This is a genomic window from Corynebacterium nasorum (assembly GCF_022347325.1).
In the GTDB taxonomy this organism is placed as follows: domain Bacteria; phylum Actinomycetota; class Actinomycetes; order Mycobacteriales; family Mycobacteriaceae; genus Corynebacterium; species Corynebacterium kefirresidentii.
This window is the reverse complement of the sequence record NZ_JAKRDU010000001.1, coordinates 44,181-62,936: the sequence shown is the minus strand read 5'-3', so window position 1 is coordinate 62,936 and position 18,756 is coordinate 44,181. Positions and strand designations below refer to the sequence as shown.

At 58.6% G+C, this 18,756-nt stretch carries 19 protein-coding genes; 15 read left to right on the top strand and 4 right to left on the bottom strand.

Translation table 11 applies throughout. From position 1 onward, the window contains the following. Positions 1-29 precede the first annotated feature (29 nt). The 3 genes from aroB to MHK05_RS00280 all read left to right on the top strand — a co-directional run bounded on the left by aroB (position 30) and on the right by MHK05_RS00280 (position 2,758). Complete coding sequence (aroB, locus tag MHK05_RS00290; protein ID WP_239204055.1) at positions 30-1,100, top strand: 3-dehydroquinate synthase; 1,071 nt, start codon at positions 30-32, stop codon at positions 1,098-1,100. A gap of 3 nt (positions 1,101-1,103) precedes the next feature. Beyond that, a complete protein-coding gene (gene aroQ, locus MHK05_RS00285; protein ID WP_239204053.1) occupies positions 1,104-1,532 on the top strand; it encodes a type II 3-dehydroquinate dehydratase in 429 nt (142 codons plus the stop codon). A 119-nt stretch (positions 1,533-1,651) separates the two neighbouring features. Next, positions 1,652-2,758: a M24 family metallopeptidase gene (locus MHK05_RS00280; protein ID WP_086587596.1), complete on the top strand. Its 1,107-nt coding sequence runs from the start codon at positions 1,652-1,654 to the stop codon at positions 2,756-2,758. Here the strand turns inward: MHK05_RS00280 and MHK05_RS00275 are convergent. Next, positions 2,755-3,651 (bottom strand): GDSL-type esterase/lipase family protein, encoded by an 897-nt coding sequence (locus tag MHK05_RS00275; RefSeq protein WP_086587597.1) that lies wholly within the window; start codon positions 3,649-3,651, stop codon positions 2,755-2,757. The two genes, MHK05_RS00280 and MHK05_RS00275, sit on opposite strands and share 4 nt — an antisense overlap. Before the next feature lie 263 nt (positions 3,652-3,914). On the opposite strand from MHK05_RS00275, the gene efp reads away from it, so the two are divergent. The 3 genes from efp (at position 3,915) to MHK05_RS00260 (ending at position 6,083) form a co-directional block, all read left to right on the top strand. After that, a complete protein-coding gene (efp, locus tag MHK05_RS00270) occupies positions 3,915-4,478 on the top strand; it encodes an elongation factor P (RefSeq protein ID WP_023021466.1) in 564 nt (187 codons plus the stop codon). An 11-nt stretch (positions 4,479-4,489) separates the two neighbouring features. Then, positions 4,490-5,119 (top strand): transcription antitermination factor NusB, encoded by a 630-nt coding sequence (gene nusB, locus MHK05_RS00265; protein ID WP_239204051.1) that lies wholly within the window; start codon positions 4,490-4,492, stop codon positions 5,117-5,119. 109 nt (positions 5,120-5,228) lie between these two features. Further along, positions 5,229-6,083 (top strand): PPK2 family polyphosphate kinase, encoded by an 855-nt coding sequence (locus tag MHK05_RS00260; RefSeq protein WP_239204049.1) that lies wholly within the window; start codon positions 5,229-5,231, stop codon positions 6,081-6,083. A gap of 85 nt (positions 6,084-6,168) precedes the next feature. Here the strand turns inward: MHK05_RS00260 and MHK05_RS00255 are convergent, their stop codons facing one another. The 3 genes from MHK05_RS00255 to MHK05_RS00245 form a co-directional block, all read right to left on the bottom strand. Then, positions 6,169-6,681, bottom strand: a complete 513-nt coding sequence (locus MHK05_RS00255; RefSeq protein WP_239204047.1) for a YbjN domain-containing protein — start codon at positions 6,679-6,681, stop codon at positions 6,169-6,171. Beyond that, entirely contained in the window at positions 6,674-7,165 is a 492-nt protein-coding gene (locus tag MHK05_RS00250) for a YbjN domain-containing protein (RefSeq protein WP_023021470.1), read from the bottom strand. The genes MHK05_RS00255 and MHK05_RS00250 overlap by 8 nt, the downstream gene beginning before the upstream one ends. 265 nt (positions 7,166-7,430) lie before the next feature. Next, positions 7,431-8,774: a TIGR01777 family oxidoreductase gene (locus MHK05_RS00245; RefSeq protein ID WP_239204046.1), complete on the bottom strand. Its 1,344-nt coding sequence runs from the start codon at positions 8,772-8,774 to the stop codon at positions 7,431-7,433. Positions 8,775-8,916: 142 nt separating this feature from the next. Between MHK05_RS00245 and pyrR the strand changes: the two genes are divergently transcribed. From pyrR to rpoZ, 9 genes are all read left to right on the top strand, one after another. Next, the gene (gene pyrR / locus MHK05_RS00240; RefSeq protein ID WP_239204044.1) at positions 8,917-9,525 is read left to right on the top strand and encodes a bifunctional pyr operon transcriptional regulator/uracil phosphoribosyltransferase PyrR; all 609 of its coding nucleotides are present in this window, start codon (positions 8,917-8,919) and stop codon (positions 9,523-9,525) included. Between the two features lie 2 nt (positions 9,526-9,527). Then, on the top strand, positions 9,528-10,484 hold the full coding sequence (locus MHK05_RS00235; RefSeq protein WP_086587612.1) for an aspartate carbamoyltransferase catalytic subunit: 957 nt from the start codon (positions 9,528-9,530) through the stop codon (positions 10,482-10,484). A gap of 34 nt (positions 10,485-10,518) precedes the next feature. Then, entirely contained in the window at positions 10,519-11,856 is a 1,338-nt protein-coding gene (locus MHK05_RS00230; RefSeq protein ID WP_239204042.1) for a dihydroorotase, read from the top strand. Positions 11,857-11,879: 23 nt separating this feature from the next. Continuing rightward, positions 11,880-13,061, top strand: a complete 1,182-nt coding sequence (gene carA / locus MHK05_RS00225) for a glutamine-hydrolyzing carbamoyl-phosphate synthase small subunit (protein ID WP_239204542.1) — start codon at positions 11,880-11,882, stop codon at positions 13,059-13,061. Positions 13,062-13,086: 25 nt separating this feature from the next. Further along, positions 13,087-16,428 (top strand): carbamoyl-phosphate synthase large subunit, encoded by a 3,342-nt coding sequence (carB, locus tag MHK05_RS00220; protein WP_239204040.1) that lies wholly within the window; start codon positions 13,087-13,089, stop codon positions 16,426-16,428. Next, positions 16,412-17,251, top strand: a complete 840-nt coding sequence (pyrF, locus tag MHK05_RS00215) for an orotidine-5'-phosphate decarboxylase (RefSeq protein ID WP_023021477.1) — start codon at positions 16,412-16,414, stop codon at positions 17,249-17,251. The genes carB and pyrF overlap by 17 nt, the downstream gene beginning before the upstream one ends. A 259-nt stretch (positions 17,252-17,510) precedes the next feature. Next, positions 17,511-17,831 (top strand): integration host factor, actinobacterial type, encoded by a 321-nt coding sequence (gene mihF, locus MHK05_RS00210; protein WP_005328460.1) that lies wholly within the window; start codon positions 17,511-17,513, stop codon positions 17,829-17,831. Positions 17,832-17,839: 8 nt separating this feature from the next. Next, the gene (gene gmk, locus MHK05_RS00205) at positions 17,840-18,409 is read left to right on the top strand and encodes a guanylate kinase (protein WP_023021478.1); all 570 of its coding nucleotides are present in this window, start codon (positions 17,840-17,842) and stop codon (positions 18,407-18,409) included. A 40-nt stretch (positions 18,410-18,449) separates the two neighbouring features. Next, a complete protein-coding gene (gene rpoZ / locus MHK05_RS00200) occupies positions 18,450-18,752 on the top strand; it encodes a DNA-directed RNA polymerase subunit omega (protein WP_005324891.1) in 303 nt (100 codons plus the stop codon). Positions 18,753-18,756 lie beyond the last annotated feature (4 nt).

The window sequence follows — 18,756 nt, the reverse complement described above, 5'->3', positions numbered from 1 at the left end:
TGCCTCGGCGGCGAACGGAAAGGACCACCATGCCCACCATTGCCGTTAATGGACCGCAGCCTTATAAAGTTCGCATTGGCGCCGGTCTCAATGAAGACATCGCGCAGCGCTGCGCAGAGATTGGCGCTAGCCGGGCAGGTATTGTCTTCCAGCCGCCACTGCGCGCCGCCGCCGAGCACCTAGCAGAGCTTGTTGGTGCCCAGGGGGTTGTGCCCGTGCTCATTGAGGTTCCCGATGCCGAGGCGGCTAAACAGCTCAGCGTCGTTGGCGGTGTCTGGGACAAGCTGGGGGAGAAGGGCTTTACCCGGCGTGACGTCATCATCGGCCTAGGCGGTGGTGCCACCACCGATATGGCGGGGTTTGTGGCGGCTGGGTGGATGCGTGGCATCAAGATTATCCAGGTGCCTACCACGCTATTGGCCATGGTTGATGCCGCCGTGGGCGGAAAAACCGGCATCAATACGGCGGCCGGGAAGAATCTTGTCGGCGCCTTTCACGAGCCGGATTCCGTCTTTGTGGACCTAGAGCGCCTTGACACTCTGCCCGAGGCGGAAATCGTTGCCGGTTCGGCGGAGATCATCAAAACTGGGTTCATCCATGACCCGGTAATTCTGGAACGCTATGAGGACAACCCTGGGGCCTGCGTGGACCCGCAGGGCTTCTTGCCAGAATTAATAGAACGCTCCATCGCAGTAAAAGCCGCCGTGGTAAGTCAAGACTTGAAAGAGTCAGGTATGCGCGAAACGCTGAACTACGGTCACACCTTTGGCCATGCTGTGGAGCGCCGTGAGAACTACGAATGGCGCCATGGCAACGCGGTGGCAGTGGGCATGATGTTTATTGCCCACCTGTCGCATTCCCGCGGACTCATTGACGCTCAACTGGTGGAAAAGCACCGCCGGATCCTGCACAGCATTGGGCTTCCCACGCGGTATAAGGCAGGCCATTTCGCCGACCTGTATGAGGCCATGACCCATGATAAGAAGAATAGGGACGGAAAAATCCGGTTTGTGGCCTTGACTGGGGTGGGTGAGACCACCCGCCTGGAAGGTCCTAACTTGGAAGAGCTCGAGGCGGCCTACGCCGCGATTTCGGAGTAGAAGATGAAGATTATTGTTCTCAACGGCCCGAACTTAAACCGCTTGGGAAAGCGACAACCGGATGTCTACGGCTCAACCACCTTGGCCGATGTGGAGCGCATGATTGCCTCGCGTGCCGCCGAACACGGGGTAGATGTGGAATGTTTTCAATCCAACCATGAGGGCGAGCTCATTGAGAGGGTACATGCCGCCGCGGATGCGGGCCATCCCGTGATTATCAACCCTGGCGGGTTTACCCATACCTCGGTGGCTTTGCGCGATGCCCTGGCTGAAGTGGCGGAGGGAGCCGGATTCGTCGAAGTGCATATCTCCAATGTGCATGCGCGCGAGCCCTTCCGCCATCACTCCTATCTCAGTCCGATTGCCCGCGGTGTGATTGCTGGCTTGGGGGTCTTTGGTTACGTTGCGGCAGTGGACTACCTCTGCCAATAGAAGCGTCCCACTGGGCTTCGTGGCGTCCGGGCAGAAAGAAAACGGCCCGACCGCGGTGGCAAGGTCGATATACTGGGTGAATACTTTCAACACCGCAGTCAACCCAGGAGGATTAAATCATGGCTTTGGCAGATACCCGCTTTAGTGACCGGCGCCGCAAGCTTGCCGCGACACTAGCCAGCCAGCGCATCGATGCCGTTTTAGTAACCCACCTCACGCATGTGCGTTATCTTTCGGGGTTTTCCGGATCCAATGGTGGTCTGCTTTTGCGCAAGGATCTTTCCGCACAGGTTGCTACCGATGGCCGCTACACCACGCAGATTTCCCGCGAGGTCCCTGATCTGGAAGCTATTCAGGGGCGCGCTGTAGGCAAGGTGCTCCTGCAGCAATTTGCCGATGTGCAAGGACCGGTCCGCGTGGGCTTTGAGGCAGACTACCTGACGGTATCTGAATTGAAGGAACTCGAAGATTCGGCCCCAGAGTCAGTCACCTTGGTCCCCGTTACTGGCGTGATTGAAGATATTCGGCTGTTTAAAGACCCACTCGAGCTGGAAAAGCTGGAGGAAATTGCCGCGCTGGCTAATCAGGCGCTGGAGGATCTCCTGGCCGCAGGCGAGCTGCGTGCCGGCCGCACGGAGCGCCAGGTGGCTGCCGATTTGGAGTACCGGATGCGCATGCTCGGGTCGGAGCGGGTGAGCTTCGATACCATCGTCGCTTCCGGTCCCAATTCGGCCATGCCACACCATGGTGCGGATGACCGGGTTATCGAGGACGGAGATTTGGTGACCATCGACTTCGGTGCGCATCTGCGCGGGTTCAATTCCGATTGCACGCGCACCTACGTCGTGGGCGCGGCGAATGACTTTGCTAAGGAAATTTATGATGTGGTGCTACGCGCCCAGAAAGCGGGCGTGGCAGCGTCGGTGCCGGGCGCTAAGCTTGCCGACGTCGACGCAGCTTGCCGCGACATTATTTCCGCCGCCGGCTATGGCGATTACTTTGTGCACTCGACTGGACACGGAGTAGGTCTCGACGTACACGAGGCGCCCTTCGCCGCCCAGACCGGGAAGGGCGAACTGGCCGCGGGCATGACCTTGACCATCGAGCCGGGCATTTACGTGCCTGGCAAGGGCGGTGTGCGCATTGAAGATACTCTTATCATTACCGATGGCGCGCCGAAGATCATCACCGCCGCGACGAAGGAATTTACTGAACTACCCGCCTAGTGAGCCAGCACCTTGGAGTTGAGCAGCTGGGCGACGTTGCGGTTGCCCAGGTGCGTGAGGTGGTTGAAAAGGTTGTGCGGTACGGAGTACTCCCACTTGCCGGAAATCCAGCGCGTGCTATCCGGCGCACACATGCCATGGTTGATGGAATCGGCGCGTAGGTCGTAGTACTGGACACCGTTGGCACGTGCTGCCTTGTACATCGCGCTATTGATTTGGTCCTCGCCGGTGCGTACCAGGCCCGCGTAGTCCAGATTGAAACCGGCGTCGGTGGAGCCCGGCGCGGACGTGCGTACCGGGCATACGGCCCCGTTACGGGCGGAGATGGCGGGATACCCTACGACGGTGATGTGCGCATGAGGCGCGGCCTGACGGACACGCTGGATGGAACGCTTCATGCCGTCAAAATAAGGATTGGCGGAAGATAGCGATGGCCGCAAAATTTCCTGGAGGTCGTTGGCGCCGAACTGAATCAAAACATTCTTGGTTGCACCATTGAGATCGTTATTGGCAATGGCCCCGTTTATCTGCTCCTCGAAGTCCTTGCGGTGCGACTGGCCGGCGGCTTTCGCGGCAGAACAGGCGTAGTTGGCTACGTGCTGGCCAGAAACCCGCTCCAGTTCGCGGCCTACATTGCTGTGACCCTGCGGGCAGCCCTGCGGGGAAGGTGCACCCGGGGTGTCTTCAATGCCATGGGTAGCAGACGAGAGAGCAGTGTCTGCTGCGGGGGACAGGCTGGAGGTTGTCCCGATCTGGCCATAGGTAGGGTTAGCGAAGATAGAATCGCCGAACATCACGGTTTGGGCATCCGCCGCCAGTGCTTGAGGAGCGCTAAGTGCTGCTAAAGCTGCGCCAGTCACGGTAGCCACAGCAGAAAGCTTCTTGAAAGGCATCGCAAAAATCCTTGGTAGAAATGTGAAAAATTAATACGGCAAGACTGTACCGTACAGCCAGTTATCGTTGGATAAAAACCATTACGTGTCTGTTCTCCACCTGCTGCGTATGGTCACAAGCTGCGGAAGTTTCTCTTTTAGCCAAGATAGGGCAGAAGTGTGGGGCGGAAATGGGGGACCAGTAATACCCCGAAAGGCAGTTGTCCGGTAGGCTTGATCATTGTTTTCAACCTTTAGTCCACAATTTCGGGAGTTTAACCGCAATGGCTGATACTACTGATTTCAAGAACGGCCTCGTTCTGAAGATCGACAACAAACTGATGCAGATCGTTGAGTTCCAGCACGTAAAGCCGGGCAAGGGCCCAGCCTTCGTGCGTACCAAGCTTAAGGATGTTGTCTCCGGCAAGACCGTGGACAAGACCTGGAACGCAGGCGTGAAGGTAGAGACCGCTACCGTGGACCGCCGCGATATGACCTACCTCTACAACGATGGCACCAGCTACGTCGTCATGGATGAGAAGACCTTTGAACAGTTCGAGCTCCCGCCGGAGAAGTTTGGCGATGCCGCTCGCTTCCTGCTGGAGAACATGCGCGTACAGGTTTCCTTCTACGAGGATGAGGCGCTGTTCGCAGAACTGCCTATTTCCGTAGACCTCAAGGTCGAGCACACCGAGCCTGGCCTGCAGGGTGACCGTTCCTCCGGCGGCACTAAGCCTGCCACCTTGGAGACCGGCGCGGAGATCCAGGTTCCGCTGTTTATCGAGATCGGCAATGTTCTCAAGATCGATACCCGCACCGGTGAGTACCTCTCCCGCGTCAACAACTAGGGCATCTGACTGTGTCTGATAACACCCCTAAGCGCGACATTAACTACAAGCGGCACACCGCGCGCTATCGCGCACGTCGCCGCGCCGCGGACATCCTATACGAGGCTGAGAATCGAGACATCGATCCCGTAGCCATCGTGGAGGACCGCATCGCATTGGCGCGCGAAGATCGCAATGCGGTAGCGCCGATTGCCGAGTACACCAAGGTCATTATCAAGGGAGCAGCGGAAGAGCTTGACGTCATCGATGAGACTATCGCTCGCTACCTTTCCGAGGACTGGGAGCTACACCGCATTCCTGCAGTAGATCGCGCTATCCTGCGCGTTTCGGTCTGGGAACTGCTCTTCAATCCCGAGATTCCTACTGCTACCGCTGTAGTAGAAGGCGTAGAAATCGCCTCTCAGTACTCCAATGAGCAGGCGGCACCGTATATCCACGCGGTATTGGACGATGTGGCGCAGTCCCGCTCCGCCGAAAGCCCAATGTCTGCAGAACACCAGGGCCTAGAAGAAGACGGGCACGATACTGCTGCGGCTGAAGACACGACGGATGCCGTGTCCCCGGCCGAATCAGCAGAGACTGCGAGCAACACAGCCGCTACTGATGAAGCCTCCGCACCAGCGGAAGACTCGGCCCAGTAATACCGGCGAGTAGTAGCCGCGCCCTTTAGCGTGAGCCATTTTCCGTCCGCGGCTGGCTTGGTTGAAATACCAGGCTGGCTGCGGGCGGTATTTTTGTACCATGGCAGGCATGGGCAAATTTAAGATTCATGATGCACTGGGCCTGAGGGCAGGAAAGAATTTCCGCCTCGCTGATGTAGACCCCGCCGGCACGCCGGGGTTTAGCGGCTCTAAGAACGACCTTGCCGCTCGCTTTGCGCATTACGACGAAGAGCTTTATGAGCTCCAAGAGCGTCTTTTTGCTAATGGCCGCGCACATGAAGAAAATGCGCCGTCATTGCTGGTGGTTTTGCAAGGCATGGATACCTCCGGCAAAGGCGGTGCCATCCGTAATGTCTTTTCGGTCTTTGACCCGCAGGGCACCAAAACTGTCGGCTTTGGTAAGCCGACAGAGGAGGAGCTGGAGCACGACTTTTTGTGGCGCATTCGCAAACATGACCCCGTGCCGGGCCAGATTGTGGCCTTCGACCGCTCCCATTATGAAGATGTGCTCATCCAGCGGGTGCATAAATGGGTAGACGAAGACGAAGTGGACCGCCGTTTTGCAGCCATCCGGGACTATGAGCAGGAACTTGCCGGCAAAAACGTCAAGATTTTAAAGATATTCCTGCATATCTCTCCACAGTTCCAAAAAGAAAACTTGCTGGAGCGCACCGAACGCGAGGACAAATATTGGAAATACGACCCATCCGATATTGAGGAGCGCGGATACTGGGACGAGTACATGGCTGCTTATGAAGATGCCATTCGCCGAACGGATGAGATCTGGGCACCGTGGTACGTCATCCCCACAGATAATAAGAAGTACGCCCGCATGGCATTGAAGTTCCTCATCGTGGACGCGCTGCGCCACCTAGAGCTTTCTTGGCCCGCACCGGATTTTGATCCGGAAGAAGAACGCCAGCGCATTCTCGACGCCGAGTAATTGTGCACAAAAAGCTCCCTTTCTGCCGCCTTTTCCAGATGAGGAACGGCGGGCTCAGGGAGCTTTTGGTTCTTTGGGGGCTTAGCTAACTCGTGGCGTCTCCTGCACCCGAGGTATTGCCTTCCTCGCCGGCCTTGGCGGCGGTCTCGGAGCCGAGCTTGGCCATCTCTTCTGCAGCAGAGACCATAGCGTCCTGCCCACGGATTACGCCGTCTACTGCAGATTTTAAGGCTGCCTGCAGCTGCTCATCATTCATACCAGCGGCAGCGGGGATATCGCGCTCGGTGCGCACGACGAGCATGTCATCGTGCTCTGAGATAACCGCGCGCGCTCCGAAAGCTACCGAGTTGATCTGGTTTGCAGCCAGGAATAGGCCAGCGTCGGCCTTGGAATAGGCGGCGTCGGTAGGCACGTCGCAACGAACGATAACGACGGAGTCTAGTACCGCGAACATGGTGGGCAGACCATTGAGGTTAGCGGTGGCTGCGTCGATATCAGCGTCCATTGTGGTCAGCTCAATATCGAAGGTACGCATTGCCTCGATAACGCGGTCCAGGCTGATTTCTGGCAGGTTATTTTCCGTAGATGCATTAGTCATGGTTGTGCTCCTCCCAGGTCACGAGCTGTGGGTAATGTTCCTCGACGAAGGCGAAGGACTGCAGCATAGAGTCCAGGGTGGACATCACAAAGGAACCAATCTGGTTCCGGGAAAGGCCGTGTGCCACATTAATTTCGCGTACACCGGAGACCGCGAGGTTGTTTTCTGCGGATTCGAAAAAGCGCAGGGTCGGTGCAAAGTGCTGCTGGTTCCACTGGTTGAGGACCATCAGCAGGCTCGGTCCTTCAGAAGAAGGGACGTTGCCGCGCCAGACAGAATCGGCGACGAGGACGTCATCGCGAACCTGCATAGCAATGGCAACATTGGAAAAGCCAGTACGCAGGATGCGTACGGTCTCGTCCTCGCCTACAGGCTGCTCTTCTAGGCGGTACTCGAGGTTTTCGGACTCAAAGATCTCACCAATACGCTCGAGAGTAACGGGCTCTACCGGCGTATCGGGATACAGGGTTGGTTCTTCAGACACTTAAACAGTCTCAATCCATGTACTAATCGGGGTTAAGGTCAACCCTTCCCAGCCTACCTAACTACACCCGTGCTTTCTGGCAGGAGAAGAACACCGCAGGTCTTGCTCGGAAGTTATATCAGGGTGGTGCAGTACGTGCGCGTTGCCGCAACGAGCTGCGATGGTGAATCACTGCCCACAACCTTTGGCTGACCGACAAATTGCGTCGCACTCCGGTGGCGCTGCGCCAAACGTGTCTGGGGCGTCCACGGGGAGTGGCCCGCAACTAGCAGAGGCTTTCGCCACCCAGTTCATGCGCCAAGGCGGCGTCGATAGTGGGGTAGCGGAAGCTATGACCGAGCTCGGTGAGCACGGTGGGTGCTACGCGCTGTTCTGCCAAGGCTAATTCCTGGGCGCCCTCGCGCCCGAGCAAGAGTGCAGGACCAAAGGAGGGCACAGGCAAAATAGCCGGCCGGTGGAGCTCTTTGCCCAATGCAGCAACGAACTCCTTATTGAGGACCGGGTTGGGGGAAGCCGCATTGACTGGGCCGGAAAGCGAATCATCCACGATGGCGCGGAAATAGGCATCCGTAAGGTCATCGATGGCAACCCAGCTAAACCAGAAATTGCCATCGCCAAAGGAGCCACCCAGTCCGGTGGAGAAGAGGGCTCGCAGCAGCGGCAGTAGGCCGGAGCCGCCTGACATGGCAATGCCGGTGCGGATATTGACTACGCGGGTGCCCGCTGCGCGGGCGGGTTCGCAGGCGTCCTCCCACTGGCGCACGACATCGGCTAAGAATCCCTCGCCCGGTTCGGAGTCTTCAGTTAAGACTTCCTCGCCCCGGTTTGCGCCATAAAAGCCGATAGCAGAGGCGCACACCATGGCTTTTACGGAGGGCGTTTCGCCGGCGATGCGAGCCAAGCTCCGGGTAGGGCCCACGCGGGAATCCCGAATGGCAGCCTTGTGTTCCTCATTGAAACGGCCGAAGATGGGCTCGCCCGCAAGGTGGACGAGGACGTCCACGCCATCTAGCAAATGCGGATCGGGGAGGTTGGTATTCCAGTGGCGCTGGCCACTGCCCGCCTTACCACGCACGAGCTGGATCACTGTATGGCCGGCGGTGCGTAGCTGCGCAGTAAGCGCCGTGCCCACACTGCCGCGCGAACCTGTCATCGCAATGGTCAATGGTCGGGTATTAAGTCCTGCATCGCGCAGCCGCTTGAAGAAGGCAAAGTCTTCAATCAGCTGATGCTGACGATAGGCAAAGACTGATTTCAATGCGGAGGAAGGAACGCGCGTGTCCACCTCATCCGTCACCCGGGTACCGGCTGGGTCCTCGGCGAAGGTGTGGGTGTGGCGCCACTGAGTCAGCTGGCGCAGTGGGGAATTGACGCACTCATCACTAAAGGAATAGCCCTCCTGGTAACGGGACAACACATGTTGTGCCTTCCACTGCAGGCCACCAGGCAAGCGCAGAATCGAAGTGCCATCACCCAGGCTCTGTGCTTGTTGCACTGGGGTCATAAAGGCGAACGGGGCGTTGAGCCGGGTGAGAGCACCGGGGCGGGTATGCCAGGCCCAGACATCTGTGCGGGGAGCAGGGACTACGTGCTGTGCGGAAAAACTCACCGTCGAAGTACCTTTCTGGGTTGCCTCACCCGAATGGCGGGTAGGGTGCTAAAGTATCTTGTGTCTAACACCATAGACACTTTTGAGACCATCTATCGGCATCCTTTAAAGACCGCACCGTGAGGCGGGGAAGGAGGTCACGATGAGTGAAACTGACGCTACCGCGAAACAATTGGAGCTTTTAAGCTCCGATGATGTCTCGCGTACCGTTGCACGCATCGCGCACCAGATCATTGAAAAAACGGCGCTCGATTCCGCGGAAGCCCCGCGGGTCATTTTGCTTGGCATTCCCTCTGGTGGCGTGCCGCTAGCACAGCGTCTTGCACTTAAGATCGCAGAATTTTCCGGGGTAGAAGTCCCATGGGGCTCCCTCGATATCACCCTCTACCGCGATGATTTGCTCAATAAGCCGCATCGCGCATTGCAACCCACCACCATTCCTACCGGCGGTATCGATAACGCGATTGTCATCCTAGTTGATGATGTTTTGTATTCCGGCCGCACGATTCGCGCCGCCCTTGATGCGCTAAGCGACGTTGGCCGGCCCGATATTATCCAGCTCGCAGTTCTGGTAGACCGCGGCCACCGCGAAGTTCCCATCCGCGCAGATTATGTGGGCAAAAACCTGCCTACCGCGCGAGAAGAAGACGTCACCGTATATAACAATGAGATTGACGGTCGAGACGCAGTCGTGCTGACCCGAGCTGCCGTCAACCTCGATGCCGCAGGCACTGAGAAGGGGGAGGCATAACCATGAAGCACCTCATCGATATGGCGGAGCTCGATAAGTCTGAAATTATCGGCCTGATGGATGAAGCGGATCGCTTCCGCGAGGCCCTCGAAGGCCGCGAAGTTAAAAAGCTTCCTACCTTGCGCGGGCGCACCATCTATACGCTTTTTTATGAAAACTCCACTCGCACCCGTTCCTCCTTTGAAACGGCCGGCAAGTGGATGTCGGCGGACGTCATCAACCTATCCGCCTCCACCTCCTCGGTAAAGAAGGGCGAGTCCCTGAAGGATACGGGCCTTACCTTGGCCGCCATCGGCGCCGATGCGATCATCATGCGTCACCCTTCCTCTGGTGCACCGCAGCAGCTGGCCCAGTGGGTAGCCCCTGAGGGCAAGGGCCCCTCCGTTATCAACGCCGGTGATGGCGCCCACCAGCACCCAACGCAGGCGCTGCTTGACGCGGTAACCATGCGGCAACGACTCGGCTTGCAGGGCGAGCAAGGCTTTGCCGGTCTCAAAGTGAAAATTGTGGGCGATTGCCTGCACTCGCGCGTGGTGCGCTCTAACGTGGATTTGCTTAACACGCTGGGGGCAGAGGTAACCCTCGTGGGGCCAGCTACGCTTATGCCCTTTGGGGTGGAGAATTGGCCGGTGCGCGTGTCCTATGACTTTGATGCAGAGATCGCCGAGGCCGATGTGGTCATGATGCTGCGCGTGCAGCAAGAGCGCATGAATGGCGGTTTCTTCCCGTCCCACCGCGAATACGCCAACCTTTTCGGCCTGTCCAAGGACCGCGCGGCGGCAATGCACAAAGACGCCATTGTCATGCACCCTGGCCCTATGCTGCGCGGCATGGAGATCAATTATGGCGTGGCTGATCTGGATAAAACCGCCGTCCTACAGCAGGTACACAACGGCGTGCACGCCCGCATGGCCGTGCTGTTTACCCTGCTGACCAATGGCGAAAACGCCGGCATTTAATATCGCGACCCGCAATCAACCTTAGGGAGAGAAAATGACTACTTACCCAGAAACCGGTCGCCTTTCCGCGCCGGCGGAATCCCCACTTGTCATTAAGAATGTGCGCTTGTATGGCGAAGGCGAGCCCACCAGTGTGCTGGTTAAAGATGGCGTTATTTCAGCCATTGGCGGTGACGTTGCGGCACAAGACGCTAAGGTCATTGATGGCGAGGGCAACGTTCTGCTACCGGGGCTCGTGGATATGCACGTGCACCTGCGCGAGCCCGGCCGTGAGGACACCGAAACCATCGAGACCGGTTCCAAGGCTGCCGCTAAGGGTGGTTTCACCGCCGTGTTTACTATGGCCAATACAAACCCGGTGACCGATCAGCCGATCATCGCGGAATCCGTGTGGGCTAAATCCCAGGCCTTGGCGCTGTGCGACGTCCACCCAGTGGGCTCTATTACCAAGGGCCTGGAAGGCAAGACTCTGACCGAGTTCGGCATGATGGCTCGCTCGGATGCCAAGGTCCGCATGTTCTCCGATGATGGCAAGTGCGTTCAGGATCCGCAGCTGATGCGTCGCGCCTTGGAGTACGCCAAGGGTATGGATGTGCTGCTGGCTCAGCACGCCGAGGATGATCGCATGACCGGCGGTGCTTCGGCGCACGAAGGCGAGACCGCAGCCAAGCTAGGCCTGCGTGGCTGGCCGCGCGTGGCGGAGGAATCCATCGTGGCCCGCGATGCACTCTTGGCGCGCGACTATGGCAATCGCGTGCACATTTGTCACGCATCCACTCAGGGAACCGTGGAGCTGCTCAAGTGGGCCAAGGAGCAGGACATCCCGCTGACTGCTGAGGTCACCCCGCACCACCTGTTGATGACTGACGATAAGCTGCGCACCTACGATGGCCTCTTCCGCGTTAACCCGCCGTTGCGCGAGAAGCGCGATACCGAAGCGCTGCGCCAGGCGCTGCTCGACGGCACCATCGACTGCGTGGCCACTGACCATGCCCCGCATGGCTCCGAAGACAAGTGCGTGGAGTTTGAAAATGCCCGACCAGGCATGTTGGGCCTGGAATCTTCCCTGGCCGTTATCGCCAAAATCTTCGTTGAGACCGGACTGGCCGATTGGCGTTTTGTCGCCCGCGTTATGTCCGAGCGACCGGCGGAAATTACCCGCCTGCCGGGTCACGGCCGTCCCATCGCAGAAGGCGAGCCCGCGAATTTGATCATTGTGGACCCGGCCCACCACTGGGTTTCTGATTCCTCCAAGCTGGCATCCAAGTCCGAAAACAACCCGTATGCAGGTGAAGAGTTCGGCGCCCGCGTTACCCACACCATTTTGCGAGGAGCCGTCACTTTTGACTTGGCAGCCTCCGAAGAAGACTAACCTTGCACACTGAGACCACCTATATGGCAGAGAAAGGCCACGACGTGACTGATAGAACCCCAGCAATCCTCGTTCTCGCGGACGGGCGCACCTTCCGCGGTTATGGCTTTGGTGCCACCGGCACCACCTTGGGTGAGGCCGTATTTACCACGGCGATGACCGGCTACCAGGAAACCATGACGGACCCGTCCTACCACCGCCAGATTGTGGTTTCCGCAGCGCCGCATATTGGCAATACCGGGTGGAATGACGAGGATAATGAGTCCCACGGCAACCGTATTTGGGTTGCTGGCCTCGTTATCCGCGACCTCGCCCAGCGCGTTTCCAACTGGCGCGCAGAGCGCAGCCTGAGTGAAGAGATGGAGAAGCAGGGCGTCATCGGTATTCGCGGCATCGATACCCGCACCTTGGTACGCCACCTGCGCAATTACGGCTCTATCGCCGCCGGACTCTTTTCCGGCGAGGATGCGCAGCGTCCAGTAGAGGAGCTGCTCAAGGAAGTTAAGTCCCAGGATTCTATGGAAGGCGCCGATCTCGCCGCGGAGGTATCTACGGACGAGCCCTACACGGTTGAGGCCGTGGGGGAGAAGAAGTACACCGTCGTTGCCTTCGATATGGGTGTGAAGACCGCGACTCCGCGCCACTTTTCTCAGCGCGGGATTGAGACCATCGTTGTGCCTGCAAATACCTCCTTTGACAAGGTGAAGTCCTATAACCCGGATGGCGTATTCGTCTCCAATGGCCCGGGCGACCCGGCTACGGCCGATGAGATGGTAGGCATCATCAAGCAGGTGCTTGAGGCAAAGATTCCGTTCTTCGGCATCTGCTTTGGCAACCAGCTCCTCGGGCGCGCGCTGGGCCTGGATACCTACAAGATGAAGTTCGGCCACCGCGGCATCAACGTTCCAGTGCGCAATAACTTAACCGGCAAGATCGATATCACCTCGCAGAATCACGGCTTCGCGCTCAAGGCGCCGGAGGGCTATGACCTAGAGAGCAAGGACGCCGAGTTTGATACCGACTTCGGTCCCGCGCAGGTTACGCACATCTGCCTGAATGATGACACGGTGGAGGGCGTTGCTTTGAAGAATGGCATGGCCTACTCGGTGCAATATCACCCCGAATCCGCAGCTGGACCGCACGATGCCAATCCACTTTTTGATCAGTTCGAAGAACTGATGGCTAACCACACCCCGAATAAGTAAACAACCAGGAAAAGGAAGAAAAACTATGCCAAAGCGCAACGACATCAACCACGTCCTGGTCATCGGCTCCGGCCCGATCGTCATCGGCCAGGCCTGCGAGTTCGACTATTCCGGCACGCAGGCCTGCCGCGTGCTCAAGGAGGAAGGCTTGAGGGTGACCCTGGTCAACTCCAACCCGGCCACCATCATGACGGACCCCGAGTTCGCGGACCACACTTACGTTGAGCCCATCGAGCCGGACTACATCGAAAAGATTCTGGTCAAAGAGCAAGAAGAGGGTCACCCTATTGATGCTGTGCTCGCCACCTTGGGCGGCCAGACCGCGCTGAATGCGGCAGTCCAGCTGGACCGCAAGGGGATTTTGGACAAGTACGGCATTGAGCTCATCGGCGCCGATATTGACGCCATTGAGCGCGGCGAGGACCGCCAGAAATTCAAGGACATTGTCGCCTCCATTGGCGGCGAGTCCGCTCGCTCCGCGGTATGCCACAACATGGATGAGGTACACGAGACCGTCGACAAGCTCGGCCTGCCCGTAGTGGTCCGCCCCTCCTTTACCATGGGTGGTTTGGGCTCAGGTCTGGCCTTCAATAGTGAGGACCTAGACCGCATTGCCGGCGGCGGCCTGGCCGCGTCCCCTGAGGCCAACGTGCTTATTGAGGAGTCTATTCTCGGCTGGAAGGAATACGAGCTCGAGCTCATGCGCGATGGCGACGACAACGTCGTGGTCGTGGCCTCCATCGAAAACGTTGACGCCCTCGGCGTGCACACCGGCGATTCCGTTACGGTTGCCCCAGCGCTGACCCTGACCGACCGTGAGTTCCAGAAGATGCGCGACCTTGGTATCGCGATTATCCGCGAGGTCGGCGTCGATACCGGTGGCTGCAATATCCAGTTCGCCGTCAACCCGGATGATGGCCGCATTATCGTCATCGAGATGAACCCGCGCGTGTCCCGTTCCTCCGCGCTGGCGTCCAAGGCCACCGGCTTCCCCATTGCCAAGCTGGCTGCCAAGCTCGCCATCGGCTACACCTTGGATGAGGTACAAAACGACATCACCGGCGAGACCAAGGCCGCATTCGAGCCCACCTTGGACTACGTCATTGTCAAGGCCCCGCGCTTTGCCTTTGAGAAGTTCCCAGGCGCAGACGATACCTTGACGACCACCATGAAGTCCGTGGGCGAGGCCATGGGAATTGGCCGCAACTACATCGCGGGCCTCAATAAGGTCATGCGTTCTTTGGAAAACAAGCCCAATGGCTTCTGGACCAAGCCAGATGAGTACTTCGCCGGCGAGCGCGCTGGTGACCTCAAGGCGGTACTCAAGGATCTAGAGCGCCCGACCGAGGGCCGCATGTACGACATTGAATTGGCCCTGCGCCTCGGCGCCTCGGTGGACGAGGTCCATGAGGCTTCCGGCGTAGACCCGTGGTTCATTGCTGAGCTGGCCACGTTGGTCGCCTTCCGCCAGGAGCTTATCGATGCCCCAGTGCTCACCGAGGAGCTGCTGCGCGAGGCCAAGGTCTTTGGGCTTTCCGACGCCCAGATTGCCGCCCTCCGCCCCGAATTCAACGGCGAAGATGGCGTACGCAGCCTGCGCTGGCGCATGGGTATCCGCCCTGTCTACAAGACCGTTGACACCTGTGCCGGCGAGTTCGAGGCACAGACCCCATACCACTACAGCTCCTATGAGCTTGATCCGGAAGCCGAGACCGAGGTTCGCCCCGCACCGGAGGGCTCCAAGGGCAAGGTCATTATTCTGGGCTCCGGACCGAACCGCATCGGTCAGGGTATCGAATTTGACTACTCCTGCGTGCACGCAGCTCTCGAGCTCTCGGAGCAGGGCTATGAGACCGTCATGGTCAACTGCAACCCAGAGACCGTGTCCACTGACTATGACACCGCGGACCGCCTCTACTTTGAGCCGTTGACCTTCGAGGACGTTATGGAGGTCTACCACGCGGAGGCCGCTTCCGGTGATGTTGCCGGCGTCATTGTTCAGCTCGGCGGCCAGACTCCACTGGGCCTTGCAGCCCGATTGGAGGAGGCAGGAGTACCAGTTGTTGGCACCAGCCCAGCAGCTATTGACTCCGCTGAGGACCGCGGCGAGTTTGGCAAGGTCCTCGACGAAGCCGAATTGGCAGCACCAGAGTATGGCACCGCCACCTCCTTTGCTGAGGCGCGCGAGGTTGCCTCCTCTATCGGCTACCCAGTATTGGTCCGCCCGTCCTATGTCCTGGGCGGCCGTGGTATGGAGATCGTCTACGACGAAAAGGCGCTGGAAGACTATATCGAGCGTGCTACCGAGCTTTCCCCGGACCACCCGGTCCTGGTGGACCGTTTCCTAGATTCCGCGATCGAGATCGACGTCGACGCACTCTGCGACGGCAACGAGGTCTACTTGGGCGGTGTGATGGAGCACATCGAGGAAGCCGGCATCCACTCGGGTGACTCTTCCTGTGCACTGCCGCCTATGACACTGGGACCAGAGGATATCGAAAAGGTCCGCACCTCCACCCGACTTCTAGCGGAGGGTATTGGCGTCAAGGGCCTGATGAACGTTCAGTTCGCCCTGAAGGACGACATCCTCTACGTCATCGAGGCCAACCCACGTGCTTCCCGTACCGTGCCATTTGTCTCCAAGGCGACCGGCGTTCCACTAGCTAAGGCAGCTTCTCGCGTCATGATGGGCTCTACCATCGCGGAGCTGCGCGCCGAAGGCATGATTCCTTCTGAATATGACGGTGGTTCCTTGCCGCTGGAGCACCCGATCGCAGTCAAAGAAGCGGTCTTGCCGTTTAACCGCTTCCGCCGGACCGATGGCAGCCTGCTCGATACGCTGCTGTCGCCGGAAATGAAGTCCACCGGTGAGGTTATGGGCTTGGCTACCAACTTCGGTGCGGCCTACGCCAAAGGCGAAATCGCTGCCTTCGCCGTGCCGCCTACGGAGGGCACTATCTTCGTATCCGTCGCCAACCGGGACAAGCGCACCTTGATTTTCCCGATCCAGCGCTTGGCGAACATGGGTTACAACATCGTCGCTACCGCCGGTACGGCGCAGATGCTGCGCCGCAATGGCATCGAATGTGAGGTTGCCGCCAAGGTCTCTGAGGCTAAGGAAGGCGAAGAGTCCATCGTGGATAAGATCTTCAACGGTGAAATCGACTGGATTCTCAACACCCCTGCGGGCTCTGCAGGCGCGCGCCACGACGGTTACGATATCCGCGCTGCCGCGGTCCACATGGAAATCCCGCTGGTAACCACCGTGCAGGGCGTAACCGCAGCCGTCCAAGGTATCGAAGCGATGCGCATTGGCAACCTGCAGGTACGCGCGCTTCAGGAGCTTGAGCATGGCCCACAAAACTAAGGGATTTGGTGAGCTGCTTGAGGCAGCGGGCCAGGCGCGTGGTCGCCTCTGTGTGGGTATAGACCCGCATCCGTATCTGCTGGAAAAGTGGGGACTGGAGCCCACCGCTGATGGTCTGCGGACCTTCAGCATGCGCTGCGTAGAAGCCTTCAGCGATACCGCTGCCTTGGTAAAGCCGCAGGTTGCCTTCTTCGAGCGCTTCGGTTCCCAGGGGTTTGCGGTCCTCGAGGACGTCTTGGCGTCCCTACGCGAGGTGGGATGCCTGACCGTGGCCGATGCCAAGCGTGGCGATATTGGCTCGACCATGGCCGGCTACGCAGATGCTTGGCTAGGTGATAGCTCACCCCTGCGCGCAGATTCGGTGACCGTGTCTCCCTATCTAGGCGTTGGTGCGTTAGGCCCGGTATTTAGCAAGGCCGAAGAAACCGGACGCGGCGTATTCGTCTTGGCGGCTACCTCCAACCCGGAGGCACGTGCCATCCAAGCCGTCCCAGTAGGCGAGGAGAGCACCATCGCACAAGGAGTGGTCGATGAATGTGCCGCGCTCAATGTAGCGGCGCACAAGGCCGACAAGCCGGGAGACATCGGGGTAGTCGTTGGGGCTACTTTGGACAATCCACCTCGCCTGGATGCGCTCAATGGCCCGGTTCTTCTGCCAGGCGTTGGCGCCCAAGGTGCTGGCCCAGAGCAAGTGCACAGCATTGTCTCTGCTCGGCCATCGCTGGGATTCGCGAACGTGTCCCGAGCAGTATTGGAACAAGGACCTGCTCTCGCTGACCTGCGCAAAGCGGTGAATCGCGTGGCTCAGGAGTTCCGGGACTAAAAGGGGCGGCGTGGCAGATTACTGGCCGCGCTGCTTACCTGGTACTTTGTTTAAGGTATGTGCGGTGACGTGCTAAAATAGGCGTGCTTTTGGACCCGCTAATCGTCACCGTTCAATGAGCAGTGCTAGGATTACCAGAAGTCGGTTTGCCCGAAGGTTATTGATAACTTTCCGCGGTGTATAAACTGCGTTAGGCAACCGTAATCTGGTACCAAGTACTAGACGTAACAGAATCAATCTAATGAATCGGAGGAAACCCGTGGCCCTTCCAAAGTTGACTGATGAGCAGCGCAAGGAAGCTCTCGCAAAGGCCGCTGAGGCCCGTAAGGCTCGCGCTGAGCTCAAGGCTGCGCTCAAGCGCGGCGAGACCGACCTGAAGGACGTGCTCGAAAAGGCTGAGACCGATGAGATCATCGGCAAGACCAAGGTTTCTGCACTCCTCGAGGCTCTGCCGAAGGTTGGCAAGGTCAAGGCTAAGGAAATCATGGAGGACCTGGAGATCGCTCAGACCCGTCGTCTGCGCGGCTTGGGTGAGCGTCAGCGTCGTGCTCTCCTCGAGCGTTTCGGTTACGGCGAATAGTTACAACCATGGCTGACGCAACTGCACGCGGTCGCCTCGTCGTTCTGGCGGGGCCATCCGCAGTGGGAAAATCCACCGTGGTTTCGCGTCTGCGCAGTGACGTCGAGGGGCTGTACTTTAGCGTGTCGATGACTACGCGCCAGCCCCGTCCCGGGGAGCAGGATGGTGTTGACTACTTCTTCGTCACCCCAGAAGCCTTCCAGCAGCGAATCGACGCCGGGGAAATGCTCGAATGGGCTGATATTCACGGTGGATTGCAGCGCTCTGGAACCCCTGCTCAGCCGGTAGAGGAAGCTTTGGCCGCAGGACGCCCAGTGCTCGTTGAGGTTGATCTTGCGGGCGCTAGGAGTGTTAAGAAAGCACTGCCGGAGGCAGACTTGGTCTTTTTGGCACCCCCATCATGGGACGTGCTTGTGGAGCGGCTCACCGGCCGCGGTACTGAGCCGCAAGACGTCATTGACCGTAGGTTGCAAACTGCGCATGAGGAACTAGCCGCACAGGATGAGTTCGACCACGTCGTTGTTAACGAGGATTTGGACCAGGCAGTGGCTGCCATCAGTGATATCCTGCAGGCATAGACCTCCTTTTTGACCATCTTCAATCAATGTAAAGGTGCATGTGACTAACGTGACCACCCCTTCTAACACTGAAGCCGCAAAGGCGGAGCCAGTATTTGATGATCCGATCGGCATTACTGATCCCCCGATCGATGAGCTTTTGGACAAGGTTTCCTCTAAGTACGCTTTGGTCATCTTCGCTGCTAAGCGCGCCCGCCAGATCAATAGCTACTACCAAGAGCAGGATGAAGGTGTCTTCGAATTCGTAGGCCCACTGGTTACTCCAGAGCCAGGCGAAAAGCCTTTGTCCATCGCATTGCGCGAAATTGACGCTGGCTTGCTGGACCACGAGGAAGGCAAGTAGCTAG

Coding starts and splice junctions, on each gene's coding strand:
- aroB (WP_239204055.1), top strand. CDS start 30: ATGCCCACCATTGCCGTTAATGGACCGCAGCCTTATAAAGTTCGCATT.
- aroQ (WP_239204053.1), top strand. CDS start 1,104: ATGAAGATTATTGTTCTCAACGGCCCGAACTTAAACCGCTTGGGAAAG.
- MHK05_RS00280 (WP_086587596.1), top strand. CDS start 1,652: ATGGCTTTGGCAGATACCCGCTTTAGTGACCGGCGCCGCAAGCTTGCC.
- MHK05_RS00275 (WP_086587597.1), bottom strand. CDS start 3,651: ATGCCTTTCAAGAAGCTTTCTGCTGTGGCTACCGTGACTGGCGCAGCT.
- efp (WP_023021466.1), top strand. CDS start 3,915: ATGGCTGATACTACTGATTTCAAGAACGGCCTCGTTCTGAAGATCGAC.
- MHK05_RS00260 (WP_239204049.1), top strand. CDS start 5,229: ATGGGCAAATTTAAGATTCATGATGCACTGGGCCTGAGGGCAGGAAAG.
- MHK05_RS00255 (WP_239204047.1), bottom strand. CDS start 6,681: ATGACTAATGCATCTACGGAAAATAACCTGCCAGAAATCAGCCTGGAC.
- pyrR (WP_239204044.1), top strand. CDS start 8,917: ATGAGTGAAACTGACGCTACCGCGAAACAATTGGAGCTTTTAAGCTCC.
- MHK05_RS00235 (WP_086587612.1), top strand. CDS start 9,528: ATGAAGCACCTCATCGATATGGCGGAGCTCGATAAGTCTGAAATTATC.
- MHK05_RS00230 (WP_239204042.1), top strand. CDS start 10,519: ATGACTACTTACCCAGAAACCGGTCGCCTTTCCGCGCCGGCGGAATCC.
- carA (WP_239204542.1), top strand. CDS start 11,880: ATGGCAGAGAAAGGCCACGACGTGACTGATAGAACCCCAGCAATCCTC.
- carB (WP_239204040.1), top strand. CDS start 13,087: ATGCCAAAGCGCAACGACATCAACCACGTCCTGGTCATCGGCTCCGGC.
- pyrF (WP_023021477.1), top strand. CDS start 16,412: ATGGCCCACAAAACTAAGGGATTTGGTGAGCTGCTTGAGGCAGCGGGC.
- gmk (WP_023021478.1), top strand. CDS start 17,840: ATGGCTGACGCAACTGCACGCGGTCGCCTCGTCGTTCTGGCGGGGCCA.